Genomic DNA, 18,050 nt, shown 5'->3' on the forward strand with positions numbered 1-18,050 from the left:
ACCTGAATGGATGAACGGCTGCACATCTTCGGAGTTCGTCACCATGGACCGGGGTCCGCGGCGCTGCTCAAGCAAGCCCTGGATGCGCTGAATCCAGCGTGTGTGCTCATCGAGGGGACGCCGGAAGCCGGCCCGTTGATACCGTTTGCCGCGGCACCGGGCATGAAGCCGCCGATCGCTCTGCTGGTGCATGCGAGCGCCGACGCCAATGCGGCTTTCTTCAGTCCGTTTGCCGAGTTCTCGCCGGAATGGCAGGCCATGCAGTGGGCCCTTGCGCATGGCAGGCCAGCGCGGTTCATCGACTGGCCGGGCGGAATCACGATTTATCAAATGATCGCGGCGAAGCAGAAGGATCCCGAAGAGCTCGAGGTTCAAGTTGATTCTGACCCTCTGGACGCTCTGGCAGAGATCGCCGGTTTCACCGACGGCGAAGCATTCTGGAACGGCTTGATCGAACAAGGGAGAGTGGGGCGACAAGGTAAGAACGACGGGAAAGAGAATGCGCTAGCGGTCTTTGCCGCTATTGAGCAGGCAATGACGGCGGTGCGAACAGATTCAGATTTGACGAGGAGTGAGCGCTCCCGCCTGAAGGATTCGCAACGCGAGGCTTGGATGCGAATTCATATCCGCCAGGCGCTTAAGGATTGCGAGGGACCGGTGGCCGCAGTCGTCGGAGCATGGCACGTGAGCGCACTTCGTGAAAATTCGAGCGCAACCGCAGATAAGGTACTCGTAAAAGACATCGAGCGAGAAAAGGTGGAAGTCACGTGGGTGCCCTGGACAAATAGTCGCCTCAGCGCGGGTTCAGGATACGGCGCAGGGGTGATTTCACCCGGCTGGTACAGCCACCTCTGGAAGCTCTATACGCAACCAGACACGACCGAGCCCGCGGCCTTCGCCGCGCAATGGCAGGCGCGAACAGCAGCACTTCTCCGCAGCGAGGGATACTCTGCTTCTACCGCATCCGCGATCGAGGCGGCGCGTTTGTCTCTCACGCTGGCTGCCCTTCGCGAGCGGCCCATGCCCGGCCTCGAGGAGATGCGGGAATCGGCGCTGGCCTCTCTTTGTCATGGCGAAGATGTCCCGCTGCGGATCATCGAACGTAAGCTCTACATCGGCGAGCAGGTTGGCGAGATCGATCCCAGTGTTCCGCAGATGCCCCTGGCGCGCGACCTGGCACTCTGGCAGAAAAAGACGAGGCTCAAGCCGGAGGATCTGGAGAGCGAACTTCGCATAGATCTGCGTAGCGAGGCTGGTCTGCTGAAATCCACGCTGCTGCATAGGCTGCTGATTCTCAATGTGCCTTGGGGCAAGCTGATTGAGGCAGAGGCAGGACGAGGAACGTTCCGTGAAATTTGGAGATTGCGCTGGGTCCCGGAGCTATCTGTCTCTCTCGCCGAAGCGTTGGTCTACGGCGGCACCATCGAGCGGGCAGCTGCCAATGCGCAGATAGACCGATGCCAGAAGACGACTTCCATCTCCGAACTGGCGGAGCTAATTCGCGCAACTCTTGTAGCCGATCTACCCTCAGCGGCAAAGGCGTGCATCGCCCGACTGCAGGAGACGGCGGTCGATGCAGGGGAAGTCACCGAGCTCATGCAGGCGGTTGCGCCCCTTGTCAGGGTACTGCGATATGGAACAGCGCGCGAGCTTCCCGAAGCAGAGCTGCGATCGCTCATCTATGCTCTCAGCGTTGAAGTGAACGCAGGAGTCCGTCTCGCTTCTCACAATTTAGACGATGATGCAGCCTCGGCCCGTGTTGCCGCGATGGGAAGCTACGATGAAGCGCTTCATCTCTTTGGAGATGAGTCGCTGGCCAGTTCGTGGCGACAGCAGCTCGAGACCATGGTGAAAGATGACCAGGTGGCTGCACAGGTCGCAGGACTCGCCCTTCGCCGGCTCCACGACTTGCAAGCGTGGGAACTTCCGCAGGTGAGTTCAGCTTTCTCGCTACGCACGCGAGGCGAGACCCCACAGAGGGCAGGCGCTTTCATCGAGAACTTCCTCGCGGGAGGATCTGAGGTTCTGTTACAGGATCAGGCGATCCTACAGCTGCTCGATGAATGGCTTTGCGAACTCAGCGACGACGACTTCACGGAGTCATTGCCACTGTTGCGGCGAAGCTTCTCCGCATACGACGCCGTGGCACGACGCCGGCTTTTGGAGCGCATCGGGAAGGGTGCGCACGAGTCGACTATGGTCAGCAATTCCGGTAGCACCTCGGGTGACGCGTTCGAGCGGGCATTGCCGCTACTCCTCCAGATCCTCGGAATCAGCGCAGAATCCGGCGGTCCTTTATGACCCAGATCGCGAACGACGAGAAGGAGCGCCTGCGCAGGTGGCGGCTGGCTCTTGGCGAAGAATCTTCACAGCTCTCCGAAAAGGATCAGCGGCTATCGGCTGCTCTGGGAGCGCTTTATGAATCGAGATCTCAGCGAAAAGGCAGAGGCGGTCTTGGGGCATCTGCACCGCGGGTCTCCCGCTGGCTTGGGGATATTCGTGAGTTCTTTCCGACACCTACCGTACAGATCATTCAGAAAGATGCGTTTGAGCGACTCAATCTCAAGTCGCTGATGCTTGAACCGGAGTTTCTTTCTACTCTCGAGGCGGACGTTCACCTTGTCGCCGATCTGATCTCACTTCGATCCGCTATTCCCGAGAAGACAAAAGAAACCGCGCGAATGGTCGTACGCAAGGTCGTTAACGAACTTCTTACTCGACTCGAACACAAGACAGTCGAGATTGTAGGCGGAGCCATCAACCGCTCCCAGCGAACCCGCCGTCCTCGGCACGCGAATATCGACTGGGGAAGGACGATCCTCGCAAACCTCAGGCACTTCCAGCACGAACATAGGACGGTAGTTCCTGAGACCTTGATCGGGCATCAGCGTCGCACTCGGACTCGCGCGAGTCTGGACCACGTAATGCTGTGCGTTGACCAGTCGGGGTCTATGGCTTCATCCGTTGTGTACGCCTCGATCTTCGCCGCGGTTCTGGCGTCGTTGCCGGGCCTTGCAATTCAGCTGATCTGCTTCGATACTGCGATTGTTGATCTGACTGAGCAGTTGAAAGACCCCGTTGACGTGCTCTTCGGAGTTCAACTGGGCGGAGGAACAGACATCAATGCCGCCCTCGCCTACTGCGAGCAGCACATTGAGCAGCCATCCAAGACTCACCTCATTCTTATCAGCGACCTGTACGAAGGCGGCAACGCGGAAGCGATGCTGGCCCGTGTCGCTTCGCTGAAGCAGAGTGGCGTCAAAGTGATCGTGCTGCTAGCTCTCTCCGATGATGGCCACCCGGCCTACAACAATGAGCACGCTGCAAAGATCGCAGCCATGCACTGCCCCGTCTTCGGCTGCACGCCCGATCAGTTGCCCGACCTGATGGCGGTTGCATTAACAGGTAGAGACATCGAGCAGTGGGCTGCTTCAAAGAATATAGCCCTGGTTAGAGGCGCTTAGAAATTCATCAGCAGGTGTAAGAGTGCTTACGTCCTGAGTGGCTCATTGCCTGGATACCCGTCAATTAAGTCGCGCATTGCGCAACGCTCACGGATAGAAGTGGACCGCGAAATCCGCATAACCGGGCTTGCGGGTTATTCAGGTCTAGCATTGCATTTCTTATCGTCCTGTCGGACGAGCTTAGGTCGATTCTCACCTGTAAAAAGATCGGCCTACTCGTCAGCCTCATCGTGGTTTGGCGTGGTTTGGCAGCCTTCAGCGCCGTTGTGAGTTGTTGATTACACTGATTGTCTAAGCCTTGACACGGAAGAGAATCCAATCGTGCTTACCATTCTGTAATCAGCAACTTCCCATAAATTGATTCCCTTGCCCTCTTCCTCACGCGGGAAGCGGTCAGGGCTTAACTTCTGCCAAGCCCGTTTATCAGTATCAATCTGGCCACCATGCTGCCTCAGTCAGCACGAAGGTGCTGGCGAACAAAACGTCAAAGCATCGGCATGGTTCGCCGGCTCAGCCCCTCGAGGGTATAAGTGGTGCACAGAAGCCGTGCCATGGAGATTCACACGATCGGCATTGATCTTGGTTAAGACGGCTTTCACTTGGTTGGTCTTAACCTGCGCGGCGAAGTAGTGGTACGCAAGAAGTGCTCGCGAAATCAGATTCTGCGTTTCACAGCGAACTCGCATGCCTGCCTAATTGGCATGGAGGCCTGTGGAGGAGCGCACTTCCTGGGACGTGCTCTGCGCGAGCAGGGGCAAGATGTGCCTCTGATGCCTGCACAACGTGAAGCCGTACGTTAAGACCAACAAGAACGACTTCATCGATGCAGAAGCTTGTGCCGCGCCCATCGGGCCGCTGAGATCGATAGACCTTCTGCGCGAGTCTCTCGGCCGTGCCGAGTCGCTGCCCCTTGCCAACGAAGTTTCAGTCCCTGCACAAGCCTTTCACCTGCGAATCAACTCCGCAACCCTCCGCATCGTCGCCACCTGCTCCTCCGGCAGTCGGCCAGTACAATCGGGCGTCAGGTTTAGCAGCAGGTTGGCATTCGCGCTCATGCATATCCGGTACGATTTCTCAATCACTTCGGCGCTCTGCGTCTTGTACCACGGATGCCAGAACCACGTGTGCATCCATGGCATCGGCGGATAAATGGGGCCCGTGGGCAACCACGTCTCAAACGGCAGGTAGTACTGCTGCTTCTCGTACACCACATGATCATCGTGCCCCTCGAGCGGTGGCAGTGTGTCTTCGCCGTTGATCACGTCGCATGGCCAGCTCGCCGCATCGCACAATCGCCCCTGATTCACGCGGCTCTGCTTGAATCCCTGATTGTTCACGACAAGGCAGTCGGGACTATGCTCCTTCACCAGCCGAAACAGGTCCCTACGCTGTGCCGGCTTCAGCTTCCATGGAATATCGAACAATTGATAGAAGGTGTTCGGGTATAAAGAGTGCAGTTCGATGACGTGACGCTTGATAATCTCGAAATAAATGTCCGATATCGGCGAATCCCAGTCGAACTTCTCAAACGTACCCTCGTTGTGCGGATCGAGAATGCAGTAGTAAAATCCGTGCTTCAATCCGTACTCGTGACACGCATCGATGAAAGCACGCACTACATCCGTCTTGTTCCCGCTCTGCGCCACGCTGTAGTCGTATTCCTTCGCAGGCCAGAGACAAAATCCCGACATGTACTTCGTAACGAGCACCGCATATTTCGCGCCGAGATCGTGCGCCACCCTGATCCACTGCCGCACATCGAGATGCGTGGGGTCGTATGTGCTCGCGGGCGCGCGTCCCACGTCGTAATCGTTGCCTGTAAAGTTTGGCATGCCGAAATGAAAGGAACACCCGAACCTAAGGCTCTCGTACACCTTCAATGCAGGCGTCAACTCACGCGCCGGCTCAATGGAGGCTGCGGCGCTGGTTGGCGTCACGTCCTTCAACAGTGCTGCCGCTCCCGCTCGAGCGGTCATCAGCAATACTTGGCGTCGATCCACCCATACCTCGGTTTCCTACGGAGCTCCGTCCGAGGCAGGCCGCGATCGCCTTCGCCTCACACCCGCACAAATTTACCTTGCTGAAATTAGTCCCAGCGAGCCCTTGGAACTGTTTTGAATGTCGTCATGTACGCTGCCGCTCAGCCTACAACATTAACAGACCGCGACCCGGTGGCCGCCGGTCTCGCACGCCTTTTCATGTCGGTTTCTAGGCAGGCGGACAAGATAAACCAGCAGATCGAATCTCCTGGAGCACGGGAGTGCGCAATAGTAGCGCCCCGCTTCTACAATCAATCACGGCGTCGGATGCAGGTGAAACCGAGATGAGACTCTCGCAGTCGCGCTCGGATTGCGTAGCAAAGCGCATGGCAGGCTGAGATCCATTCCTCCGTGGACGAAATGTGAGCAGTTCAGTACTAACAAAACGAATCGATCGACCTTGTCGTTCACACCTCGCCGATGAACAGCCAAACAGCAGCGCAGAACAAAGCCATGGCTGTTCCTGAGGCCAGAGCTATTCCCCAATCAAGCGAACGCACCAGAATTGGTACGAGTAAGGTAGAAGCGATGCCTCCGACGATTCCCGCGGTATTCATCACGCCGGAAACGAGCCCGACGTGGTCTCCTGAAACATGCGCTGCGAATGACCAGAATCCTGGCTCAGCAGCCATGAGCGAAGCAATACTCGCGCATAATCCAAAAAGACATAGCCCCTGCGACCTCGAATAGGCCGCAACATATAGAAACACTCCGCTGGCTACATAGCCGGTAGCGATTACCACTCGTGCACCGTACGCTTTGCCGGAACGGCGGCTCACTCGATCGCAGGCTATTCCACCGAGAGGGGTAAGCACGAGGGCAGTCAGCCATGGAGCAGCGGAAAGCCAGCCCGCGTTCATGAGGCTGAATCCTCGGCGCTCTACAAGGTAGGTGTACATCCAGAACACGAACAGGAATAACACATATCCCTCGCTTATGTAGCTCATCACCAGGAGAACGGTATTCCGACGAGAGAGAATTTTGAGCACCTCCAGCCTCGCGGCGGGATCAGCACTCGTACGTGATGACGGCTGAGGGTTGTCCCCGGGTGCGAGGAGGAGCCACCCACATCCAAGAACGAATGGTGGTGCCGCGGTCAAGTAGAAGACTGCTTGCCATCCGAACCGCGTGTTGAGATAGGAAACCAGCGGCCCTGTCGCCGCGGAAGCAATGCAGGTGCCTAGGAACATTACGGATGTTCCCCTCGCATGCTGGCTTGGATTCAGTCGCATCCGAATCGCCAGGTTTCCGACAGGGAAGGTCGTGGCCTCGGCCGCACCCAACAGCAGTCGAACGGCGCAGAAGGCAATGAGAATGGATGCTGTGGAAGACGCAAAAAGGCGGGGGACAAGGCCGGTCGTCACAGAGGTTGCAGACCAGAGCAGAGCAGAGATACCCAGAGTTATTCTAGGGCCGAATCGATCCCCTATCGCACCACCGGCGATCTGGAACAGAGCGTACCCGGCAAGGAAGGACGAGAAGATCTCTCCCATCTGCACCTGGTTGAGGTGGAGTGCATTGCGCATACTCTCCGACGCGACAGAGATGTTTGCACGTGCCAGATAGCTTGACACAGCGAATCCGCAGAGGCCCGAGATTATCCACCATTCAGTAGTACCGTTATCGCTTGTCGATCCGGTCCGATTCATGCAGCGAAGAGTTTCTCGTTTCTCAAACTTTCCTCGAATGCATAAGCAGTATGCCGTTTGTGGGTGCCGTGTATGCCCTGCTTTAGAGTGACGCTACTGAGGCAAGGAGCCCTTGGTGGCTGTGACATGCAGCTCAAGTGGGGGCAGGCCATTACCTTCGGCAGATGCCCTGATGGTGAGTGATTGGCGCTCCTTCGACGCGTTGGGAGCGACCTTTGCACGAACGTACAAGGGAATAGAGCCGTGCGCGGGAACTTCATAAGCACCTGTGCCCGTCAAATCAGTCCAGCCGCCCGGAAGCTCAGCATTCACCTGGAAAGTAGCTTCGCTAGCCGTGTCGTTGTGGAGCAGAAGCGGTATTTGAATCCGCTCGCCCGCACTTAATTCCACGCCGAAGTCGGGGAGAAGGTCGGGCAGAAGTTTCAGGTCGTGCGCCGCCCAAAATTTTCTGTAAAAACTCCAGGGTCCGCCCAGTTCGATCGAAAGCGGAGCATCGCTTGACTGTCGGTAGCCTCTTGCCGCCGAGAATGCAAGGGGGGATGGGCTTAAGGATTCGAAAACGTCTCCGGTTACATGTCCACCGACTAGGGACTTACCCAGAACGAGCAAGACAGGTTGTTTGAAATAGCTAAAGTCGCCGCTTTTGATGGCACGGACGGCCATTTGGCCCGTGTCATCCTGAGTGAGATGAAAGGACATCTCGTTGGCCGCGAGCTTGTAGTAAAACTCGTTTTTCGCCGGGGATAGCTCTTCGGTGGAGTAGCGCGGCCCCTTACCGGTCTGGAAGCTAGTGTCGGTTGCATCCGTAAAGTAGTAAAGCTTTTGGGGCTGCCACGGCTCGAGGCCTTCGGTAAGATTTCCGATGTTGTTGCGATCGCGGGGCGCCGCCAGCTGCTCGCCGAAGGCTGTTGGGTCGCCGGCAAGATCAAATGCTTCAGTCGCGATGACTCCGGCTGCCTGATGATCTCCGTGATTCTCCCCAGCAACGTAATCCGGCAACCAGGTCAGAATCGCTGCTGGGCGAGTGAGCCGGATGAGACGTACAGTCTGCGCCAGGGCAGCACCGTGGTTCCATGTCTCGAGAGAACGAAGCACATCCTGTCCCGGCGTATCCGGACCACCCAAGAACCAGACGTCGCTTACGCCGAAGGAAGCTAGAGCTTGACGTGCCTCGATCTCACGCTTGGCCCCGAGCGCGGCGGCTTGTTCCTTGCCCGCCGCATCACCACCTCCGTCACCCCTCGTTCCAAAGACGACCGCGACGCGCTTGTGCTCATCAAAGATCGCTTTCGCCAGGTAGCCCGTGACGGCGGTTTCGTCATCGGGGTGAGCGACCACGAGGAGGATATCTGCCTTGAAGCGATTGTCCGGAGGAACTGGTTTGATAGATTGCGCGCTGCCAATGATGGCGGCGCCAGCGAAGAACAGCGAGAGAGCGACATGTGGGGCTCGCATTGACAAACGGACCTCAGAAGCTGAAGTGAAGAGCAAACTGCATCTGACGCATCGCAACCTGAACGTAGGTGATTTGCCCTGCACCGAAGCCATCGATCGTTGAGTTCGGAAGTCCTAGGTTCACGTGATTGAACACATTGAACGCCTCGGCTCGGAATTCTAGCGACTTGCCCTCGAGCGGAAGAAGGTTCTTCGAGACCGAGAGGTTCGAAACTGCTAGATTGGGTCCGCGGAGCGAGTCTCGACGTGCAGAGCCATTTCGGAACGGGGTCTGAGGTTCACTGAATGCGCTTGGATTGAACCACATTTCGCGAGATGGGTCGGAAACCTTCGGAGTGCCGATCACGTCGGCGTTGACGTAGTTGAAATCGGTATTCAGCAGCGGTGCGTTAGCGACCGTCGGCGTAAAGGGCAATCCGGAGCCGAAATTGTGCGTGCCACTCAGTCGCCAACCGCCTGCGACTTCATTCAGCAGAGAGTTACCGCCGAGCTTCCAGTAGCGATCGTTGCCGAATGGCAAATCCCAATTGTGTTCCAGGGTGAGTTCACTAGTTCGATCCCATGAAGCCGGACCGTGACTTGCCCGAATGTCGTAGTTGTTGGCAAAACCACCGCCGCCTTCCGAGTTATCCATAGCTTTCGACCATGTATATGTCAGCAAGAAATCGAGCCCGTGAGAAGCTCTCTTCTGGAGTTTGCTTTGAAGACCGTGGTAGCTCGAGTTGTCGCAATTGCAGGTTTGATAAAGTGGCTGCTCCAGTCCGAAATTTGCATAGAACGGACGACGCGGGTCGTAATCTCCCGGGCCTGGTACCGCCTGATTCTGGTTGATCGAGAGAAAGAGGTGCCGTCCGGCATTACCCACGTACCCTATCTCATAGACGAGCGATGGCTTGATCTCAGTCTCTATGGTGAAATTCCAGAAGTAAGTCTCAGGTATGCGGTACGAGTCAGCGGGATACGTGTAGTAGTAGACGCTGATGCCGTCCGGCAACGGGTAGCGTCCTGAGGTGCCGACGGGAGGTGTGGGCACAGCGGGCGGGCCAGCCAGTAGATTGAAGTCCGGTATATAGGGATTTTGCTGTCCAACGCTTTGTGGATTCGTGACCGGCGGGTTGTAATCCGCGCCCTGACCAAATACGGCCCCCAGTCCGCTCGGATTGAAGCTGCGTCCAACTCCACCGCGCAAGACGGACTTGCTGGTGAACTGATATGCAAAGCCAAGCCGGGGAGCGAAGCCAAGATTGTATGCCTTCACTCCCATGTTCGCGGGCACTGATCCCACGCCCGCCGCGAGTACCTCGCCGGTAGTCGGATCGAAGCTGCCAGCGCCGCCCGGGTGGGCAGCTGTCTGGGGTATATAGTCTTCCCAGCGGAGCCCGTAATTCAGTGTAAATTTCGGCGTGATGCGCCAGGAGTCCTGGCCAAAAAAGAACAAGCGTGTCTGGCGAAGCCCTGGCTGAAAGCCAGAGCCTGTAAAGTAGCGCGCGAAGTAGGATGGGGAGCCAAGCAAGAACGATGCGAGCGCCGAACCCGTGCTTGCCTGTCCACCCGCCAGGGTATCGGCATCAGAACTGCCGGTCGTGGAATCATTGAAAGAAATCTCGCCTGACCGGTGAGAGTCGCTGGGAATCCGCTGTTGCTGCGCACGACGGAGATCGGCTCCCCACTTGATGGAGTGATTGCCGAGTTGCTTGGTCCAGTTGTTCACCCACTGGAAGTGGTTTTCTGTCTCCTTCAGGGGGCAGTTGCACTGGTTGATGCCCAGCGCGTAGCCAAACTCGAAGCCGCCATTCCCGTTAACATAAAACGCCGGCATACCACTCGTTTCGGGAGTGCCAGTATTAAGGCCGGGGAGCCCGGCGTCAGAGGCCGGTGTCGTGCCTACTCCGTTGGGCTGGACACGAATTCTGTACCGGAAGAATCCAAAGCGGAAGTCTGTCTGAAGACTCCCGCTAAGCGGATGATCAAATCCCACCGCAAGACTCTGGTTGCGATCAACGGAATCGCCGGAAAAATTGAACGCCGACGGACCACCGGCTAGGTCACCGAACGCCGCTGGCGAATAGTTGTTGAAATCAGCCAGCGTGTAGCGGGCGAACAAGTGATATGCAGCGTGCAAGTCGTAGTCGAAGCGCCCATCATATTGCCCACTGTCGAAGCGCTGACTTCCGGAGGATACGAAGTTATTGAAGACATCGTTTCCGCGGTTAGGCAAAGGCAAATCCTTCAGAAGAGCCGCAATCGGAGCCGCGACCGGAACGAGATTGGGTTGTCCACCCTGCGTGAATGCGGCTCGGCCCGCACCCGATGCGTCTCCGCTCGAAGGATCGAACACCATTCCCGCACGAGCAGGAATTTGGCTCCCCTCCGTTGTAGGCACTAGAAGAGGCGAGTTGCAGGGCGCATCGGAGGTCGAGCCGTCAGCGCAGATGTAGCTGCCTAAGAGAGCAGTGAGGTCGCCGGCTCGCTCAGCCGCAGTGGGCACGGTAGTGACCAGCGAACCACCCGTCCGACGCCGTGTTCCCTGGTAATCGAAGAAGCCAAACGCGCGATTTCGAAGGATAGGAGCGCCCAAAGATCCTCCGAACTGGTTCCATCGAATCGGGGGGTTCTGACCGGTGAAGGGGTCGGAGGAGTTGGTAACATTGTTCCGGAGAAACTCAAACAACGTGCCATGGAAGTGGTTGGTGCCGGATGCGGTGGTTGCCTGGATCAGAGCGCCGGAAGCCGAACCGAATTCCGCATCGTAGTTGCTGGTGGTTACCTTAAAGTCCTGAAGGGAGTCGATGTTGGGATTGATCACAGCGATCCCAAGAATGGCACTCTCGTTCTCGGTACCATCCAGTAGGAACCCGTTCGATGTGAAGAACTGGCCGTTTACGTTTGCCTGGATCCCTTGCTGAGGGTTCTCACTCGCGGCGTGCTGCCACGAATTCAACTGAGCTCCGGGAACGACAAGCAGAAGGTTGGTCACGTTTCTATCGAGCACCGGGAGCTTCTCGATCTCCGTGTTGGTAAGGGTCGTCGAGACTTCAGCGCGATCTGTCATCAGCAGCGGCGATTCTGCACTGACCGACACGGTGCTCTCCGTGCCTGCAGGCCGGAGGACTACATCCACACGCGTTGTCGCATCCACCTCCACTGTTGCCTGCGCGACAAAGGATGCAAAGCCCACGTGTTCCGCCTTCACTTCGTAGCGGCCGGCGAGTAAGTGTATCTGCGAGAAGTTGCCTTCCGCATTGGACGTGGCGTTGAAGACTGTGCCTCGGTCCAAATCGCGAATTGAGATCTGGACTTGAGGGAGGGCCGCACCAGACGAGTCTGTTACCGTTCCGTCCACGTTGCCTGAGACAGCCTGTGCGTTGCCAGCCACGACCGAAACCGTATATAGAACACAAAGAGCGACGAGTCGCTTCAGCGAACGAACTACCATGATGCTGGTCCTCAATGCCATACGAAGATGGCCGGTTGAACGAGTCGGTGTGCGGGCTTTCAGAGGTTGGGAAGGGCGCCGGAATCAACAAAAGGGCAGCAGAAGATCGCCTGGCACAGTTCTGCTTGGAGCCCGTTTAGACTCAAGCAAGTGCGGCATGTTTGCGGGAACACAGCAAAACATGAACGGATGTTAGGACGCATTCGATTGCTTGTCAATATGGGGCGAACACACCGAACAACACCCTGCGCCGAACCCTGAACACTGTATTCTTCTCGCATAGATCATCCTGGATCGGAAGTTGTCGTCATTTGGTCGGTATATGCCATGTGCGGAATTCATGACCCGGGCCTTAACGTTCGCGCTCAACCCCCGAGGAGTGAAGTGAACCTGACGTGAACCCAAGCTACTCACTTAATCCCAATACCGAAGCCGCCAAGGGACGCGCAATCTTCGTTCATCTCTTGTTTGCCCGCCAGGGTATCGGGTTCACTAATCCTCACAGCTGTCGAAAGTGCTGCCCGATCGTCGGGTTTCCGCCACTTCGAGATGGGGTCCACTCTCACCGGCGTTCCACTTTACCGACTCCCGAGGCTACTCACAACGTGTGCCGCACAGACATGTCAGGCGAGTTTTAAGGCCAGGTCCTGTAACATCGGTTGATCATTTCGCGCTTCGAGGTATGCCTTACATGAGGACCAATCGGTTACGGGCCTACCAGCGGCTTACGGTCGTATTGTTCATTGCAGCCCTCACAGCTGCTTTCCAAGCTCCGGCTCAGAAATCCTCCGGTCCTCTTTATCACCTGAGAGGCGTGCCAGAACCAGATGATTTTCGATTCCAGAGCGGCTGGCCATGTATCGGCATCCGTTCGATGTACTTCTAGCACATCCTTGGTCGGTCGAGAATAAGGTTCATAGCACTTCCTCCAACTGCTTCAACTCGTGGCCTGCCGCAAAGAGGTTTTCCAGTACCGATTGGAGATCGCGTCGCGCCCGGTCCTTCAATTTGTCACTGACAAATTCAGACGAAATGATCCAGCGCAACCGCTCTTCCTCGTTTCTAAGCAGAGATATTTGGCGCTTCAATTCAGTTATGCGCGAATCTTTAAAGGCGGCCATGCATACACGTTAGCGATCTCGTCTTTCCAATGTCACGTGCATAATCGTCGTCGAACGCTGGACCCGTTCCGATCAGCTGGGAATTGAAAACGAACTACGTGAAGCAAGGCTTGCACTGGCTAAACGGGAAAGCTCTAGTTAGCCGAGTCAGTCATCGCGAAAACAAAGAGCCCGCTTCGCAGCGGACTCAATGCTCGAACTCGGAACCACCGGGTTCAAGCGCATGCACTATTGTGAGGTTAGTCCTATCAGCTCACCGACGACATCCTCGGCGGTAACGTTCGTCTCCCCAAATGGATGTAACTACGCCTCTGCCACAATAGGGAAGAGTTGCCGACAATACAGCCGTACTCTCTAAAACCGATTATCCCAGCGGACCAAAACCGATCGTTGGGGTGCGATGGCGTTGCCGGAGAACAGCCCTCCAAAATCCAGAACGTTAAGCCTGTTGTTTAGGTCTTCAGCATCGATGTGCAGATTGGACTGGAAATGGCCGTGATGATAAATCTCTGCACTTAATGAGGTGCTCAGTGCGAACTGGGGCAGAATGCGACCGCGTGAGAAGTTGAGACGACTGATGACTTCTGGTCCATATTGTGCCAGTGCTTCATCGCGAGTGCCGCCGTACTCGAATGGCAAACCGGAGCCGAAGCTTGCTCCTGCAGCAAGTCGCAAACGCGAGGTGACTCGCGATTCCCAGCGCGTGGCCACCGTGTTTCGCTGGTCCTGGGTGGCTGGAAAATGACCGGTGAGCTCGGAGGCGGCGTTCTGCGCATCTTGCCCCAGAAACAACCCTCCTGTCACAGGGAACCATTCCATGGCGACCATATAGGAATAACTCACGAATCCGCTCAGAGGACCCGCTGAAATCACCTGGAGCTTCCCATCGGCTCCGTACACTATGCTCCGATCGAAAGCGATCGGATAGCTGATACCAGTATTGAGAAGCTGATCGTCATCCGCTGCATTGCGCGCCTCTCTCCGGTACGTTGCGAGATCAAGACGTATGCGATTCAAGAACCCCTTGGTTAGCCCAGCTTCGTAATCATCGCCGGTGGAGGGCTGAACTGGCAGCCTCAGAAATTCATCGTTGATGGAACTGATGGCCGAAGAACCCGAGAGCAGAATATTGTCAAATGAGGGAGTTTGAAAAAGGCGATCGTACGACGCGTGAAGCACGAGGTTCTGTCCGGGGAAAGCGCGTCCTATGGTGATCCGAGGACTAAGAGCGTGCCTATTGAGAAGGAGCTGGTAATGATCCCAGCGCAGGCCCAGGCTGGCGTTCCAATTCCTCAGTCGTGCAAGGTCTTCGATAAAAGCGGATTGTTCGAGATCGGGTCTTCTGTCGTTAAAAGCCAGTTCTAGTTTCGTGCCTGGGTCAAACTGTTCGGGGTTCGTGATCGAATAGTGGAAGTTCTCGAGTAGAAACGATGCATCGGATTCCAGACCGGCTTTAAGCTCGTGGTGTCCATGGTGAACAGAGTACGTTCCTTTGAAGTATCCTTCGGTGAACTTGTTGTCTATAAACGCCGCGATTGGAGTGGGGTTGAGGTTGGACTCTAGCCTTTCTGAGTTACTCCGCAGCATTCCAGACAAGAGGATCAGGCTATCGGGAGATACAAGGTGTTGAAAATGGGCTGATCCGAGGGTCTCGAAATCTCCACCGTTCTGCACTTGGCCCGCCTGCTGCTGTATGAGCTCATTCGGGATGCGATAACGCGAGAGCTCGCGGCGAACACTGATCTCCAGCCGATCTTTCCCATTGAGATCGCGTTCGTAGCTTGCAGCAAAATCTGCGCTTGTACCCGTGTTGTTAAAGTTCTGAGGCACAACCGGGTTAAGGTAATGGTCCGTATGCGAACCGGATGCCGAGACGGAGACGGAGTCGTGTGCCCGTGTCTCCTGCAGCCTTGCGTAGCCCGACAGCGTATCGTAGCTTCCGCCCGACAATACGAACTCGCCGTGTGGCCCTGGATCTGTCTGGCGACGTGTGTTTAGTTCCACCACACCGCCCATCTTCCTACCGTATTCCGCCGGAAAACCTGCCGTGTAGACGCTGATCGACTCCAGATCATCGGCCCCGATCTCAGGTCCGAAACTGGGTGATCGGTTGTCAGTCAAAGGAATGCCATCGATCACGAACTGTGTCTGATATTCCGATCCGCGCGGATGGAGAACGGCGTTGCCTTCGTAGAGCCAACCCGGTTGAGACACCACAAGATCCTGGACAGATCTACCAGGTAATGAGGAGAGCCTCTGTTGGATCTGCTCAGACCCAATCGGGCTGCTACCCGAAGTGGAATGAAGATCAATTAGCGTGTTCTGTTCTCTGACCGTGACTTCGCTCTTAACGCCTTCTAGAGACAGCTGCACTCGCCGTACGTCAGGGACGGTTGAATGAACGTCGATGCTCGTCTGGTATGAGGCGAACCCGCTCCGTTCGACGGATACCACGTATGTACCAAAGGGTACGTTCGCAAACGTCAGATGTCCGGCAACGTCCGTCTCGCGAGACTCATAAAAGCGAGTGGACTGCGAAACCAATTGGATCTTACAGCGGAGCCCAGCCCCAGAGGGGTCGGAGACGGTAAACCGCAATTCACCGCGGTTTGCCTGGCCCCGTACTGCCATGGACACAAACAATAAGAACAGGGAGAAGAGTGACTTCACTCTTCAGTTCTACCTCAATAGGTTAGGTGCTGTGCGAGCAGTCAGGAGCTGTCCTAGGCGATAGCTGGAGTATCACCGGCAACTCGGAACCTAACGGATTTTGGTTCGGAGTTGGTGACAAAAATTTCAGATCCATTCTTTCGGCCTCACCAAGTATCTCAGGCAAGCTTAAGGCCGCTGCCTGTAACATTGGCTGATCGCAGTTGCAGGGAGGTACGCATCCATGAGGACCGATCGGTTTCCCCACCAGCTACGTTTGATTGCCGTATTGATCATTGCTGTCTTCCTTGCTTCTTCCGAAATCCGGGCTCAGAATTCCTCCGATGGTCCATATCATCTGATTAAAAGAGTCGCCCTTGGAGGCGAAGGAGGATGGGACTACTTCACAGTGGATCCAGGGACGCACCACATTTTCATTGGTCGAGGTGGCTACGTCATGATGCTCGACTCCGATGGAGGCGTGATTGGAAAGCTCGACGTGGGCAAGGTGAACGAAGCGCATGCGGTCGCGCTGGCGCCCGATCTTCATCGTGCGTTTACCAGCAATGGAGGCGGCAGTTCAGTAACGATCTTCGATCCGGTGGCTCTGAAAGTGATTGGTGACGTAAAAATCCCGAACAGGGATACAGATGACATAGAATACGATCCGATTTCGAAGCGGGTGTTCACCTTCAATGGCGGCAAAGGAAACGACGCCACCGCGATCGACGCTTTGAAGGGCGTGGTAGTGGGAGAAGTACCGCTCGGAGGCAAGCCAGAGACTGCTCAGGCAGACGGCCAGGGCCACATTTACGTGAACATCGAAGACAAGAGTGAGTTGCGCAAAATCGACGCCAAAACTTTGCAAGTCATGCATAGTTGGTCTTTGGCGCCCTGCAAAAACCCTTCCGGTCAGGCGATTGATACAGCCCATTCGCTTCTCATCATTGGCTGCCACAATGGGCTGATGGAGTTTTGGAATTATGCTACTGGTAAAGTAGCCGGAACTGTTCCGATCGGCAAGGGAGTCGACGCTAATCGCTTTGACCCTGGGACGGGACTTGCCTTTGCTTCCTTAGGTGACGGAACGATCACCGTCGCGCATGAAGACGCACCAAACAAGTTCACCGTAGTGCAAACGATCTCGACGATGAAAGGTGCACGAACTATGGCGCTCGACATCGCTAATCACAAAGTCTATACCGTAAGCGCCGAGTTCGGGCCTCCACCCGCTCCTACCCCAAAGAATCCTCATCCCTGGCCCGAGATAAAACCCGGTACTTTCACGCTCATGGTCTATGGGCAGTAAGCTGTTGTTGCTTCTAGTGGGCCCGGAGCGTCCAAGGTCCTTTCTGGCTCCAATGCTGTTCTATTCGCACTCGGGTTCTCAGCTCTGGCGGGACGAGAGCATCTTCCCCAAGAAGAAGGAGCCTTGGTACCAGCCTGACTCGGCTGATTCCAATCCGGTTCAAGCAGTTCCATGTCTCAGAGAGTGGCCGAATCCGGCCCACCGGATCAAGACTGTGTAAGCCATCTCGACGCGTCTTTGCTGTTCGAGCTCGAAAACGCGCGAGGTCGTTATGGTTCCGACCTCGACTGTCCCGCCTTGGTGTAGCCAGGTCTCTCTGGCTTATCGTCAACCAACTTGGGTGGCCAAATCATCTGTTGTCCGCATAAGCGCAGCAATCCCCGAACGGCTAGTTGCGTAAGTGCAAAGAGCGCTCCAAACGCAGCCAACACCGGCAACGCCACGGCACCCGCCAGTCGATCGCCCTTGCCCATAATCTACTCAGATGCTGGCCATCGCAATTCCGCGCAGTGTTGTAGGGATCAATGCTCTCAAACCCTCATAGGCCTTTTGGGCCGCTCAGAGCCTGGTGTTTGCCTTTCGAAATTGTTCCCTCAGAGATGTTGATGGACTCCTCCAATATCGTCGCTTCGATTGCCACTTCCGAGGTACTCGGCCATGGATCCGCTGTCCATGCTGCCACCGTCGAGCGACGATTCTGTACGGCGCAACCTATTTCGCCTGCCGTCGTTGTCTCGTCTCTCCTATGAGTCGCAGCGGGAGCGTCCCTACTTGAGAGCACTGAGCAAGGCGCAAGCGATCCACCAGAAACTAGGCGGAACGGGTTGTACTGTGATCCCTTTTCCAAGCCCAAAGGAATGATTCCGTGCTGTGCAGTTCGTCTGAATCCGGTTGGCGTTCGGGTTGAAGGGCTGGACCGGTAGCCACC

At 56.2% G+C, this 18,050-nt stretch carries 9 protein-coding genes; 3 read left to right on the plus strand and 6 right to left on the minus strand.

Annotation, left to right across the window (positions count from 1 at the left end):
• Positions 1 to 6: 6 nt before the first annotated feature.
• Both DHV10_RS07805 and DHV10_RS07810 read left to right on the plus strand, forming a co-directional pair.
• Complete coding sequence (locus tag DHV10_RS07805) at positions 7 to 2,301, plus strand: DUF5682 family protein (protein ID WP_109485806.1); 2,295 nt, start codon at positions 7 to 9, stop codon at positions 2,299 to 2,301.
• Positions 2,298 to 3,464 carry a VWA domain-containing protein gene (locus DHV10_RS07810; protein ID WP_109485807.1) on the plus strand — a complete coding sequence of 389 codons (1,167 nt, stop codon included), beginning with the start codon at positions 2,298 to 2,300 and terminating at the stop codon, positions 3,462 to 3,464. The genes DHV10_RS07805 and DHV10_RS07810 overlap by 4 nt, the downstream gene beginning before the upstream one ends.
• A 944-nt stretch (positions 3,465 to 4,408) precedes the next feature.
• Here DHV10_RS07810 and DHV10_RS07815 read toward each other — a convergent pair.
• The 6 genes from DHV10_RS07815 to DHV10_RS07840 form a co-directional block, all read right to left on the minus strand.
• Positions 4,409 to 5,464 carry an alpha-L-fucosidase gene (locus DHV10_RS07815; protein WP_162601307.1) on the minus strand — a complete coding sequence of 352 codons (1,056 nt, stop codon included), beginning with the start codon at positions 5,462 to 5,464 and terminating at the stop codon, positions 4,409 to 4,411.
• A gap of 446 nt (positions 5,465 to 5,910) precedes the next feature.
• Positions 5,911 to 7,152, minus strand: a complete 1,242-nt coding sequence (locus DHV10_RS07820; protein WP_109485809.1) for an MFS transporter — start codon at positions 7,150 to 7,152, stop codon at positions 5,911 to 5,913.
• Between the two features lie 93 nt (positions 7,153 to 7,245).
• Positions 7,246 to 8,607: a PIG-L family deacetylase gene (locus DHV10_RS07825; protein ID WP_162601309.1), complete on the minus strand. Its 1,362-nt coding sequence runs from the start codon at positions 8,605 to 8,607 to the stop codon at positions 7,246 to 7,248.
• 13 nt (positions 8,608 to 8,620) lie between these two features.
• On the minus strand, positions 8,621 to 12,043 hold the full coding sequence (locus tag DHV10_RS07830; RefSeq protein WP_162601310.1) for a TonB-dependent receptor domain-containing protein: 3,423 nt from the start codon (positions 12,041 to 12,043) through the stop codon (positions 8,621 to 8,623).
• Positions 12,044 to 12,957: 914 nt separating this feature from the next.
• On the minus strand, positions 12,958 to 13,164 hold the full coding sequence (locus DHV10_RS07835; RefSeq protein WP_109485812.1) for a hypothetical protein: 207 nt from the start codon (positions 13,162 to 13,164) through the stop codon (positions 12,958 to 12,960).
• A gap of 354 nt (positions 13,165 to 13,518) precedes the next feature.
• Complete coding sequence (locus tag DHV10_RS07840) at positions 13,519 to 15,795, minus strand: TonB-dependent receptor (protein ID WP_109485813.1); 2,277 nt, start codon at positions 15,793 to 15,795, stop codon at positions 13,519 to 13,521.
• A 262-nt stretch (positions 15,796 to 16,057) separates the two neighbouring features.
• Between DHV10_RS07840 and DHV10_RS07845 the strand changes: the two genes are divergently transcribed.
• Positions 16,058 to 17,122 (plus strand): YncE family protein, encoded by a 1,065-nt coding sequence (locus tag DHV10_RS07845; protein ID WP_162601311.1) that lies wholly within the window; start codon positions 16,058 to 16,060, stop codon positions 17,120 to 17,122.
• Positions 17,123 to 18,050: the final 928 nt, after the last annotated feature.

Source organism: Occallatibacter savannae (assembly GCF_003131205.1).
GTDB lineage: Bacteria > Acidobacteriota > Terriglobia > Terriglobales > Acidobacteriaceae > Telmatobacter > Telmatobacter savannae.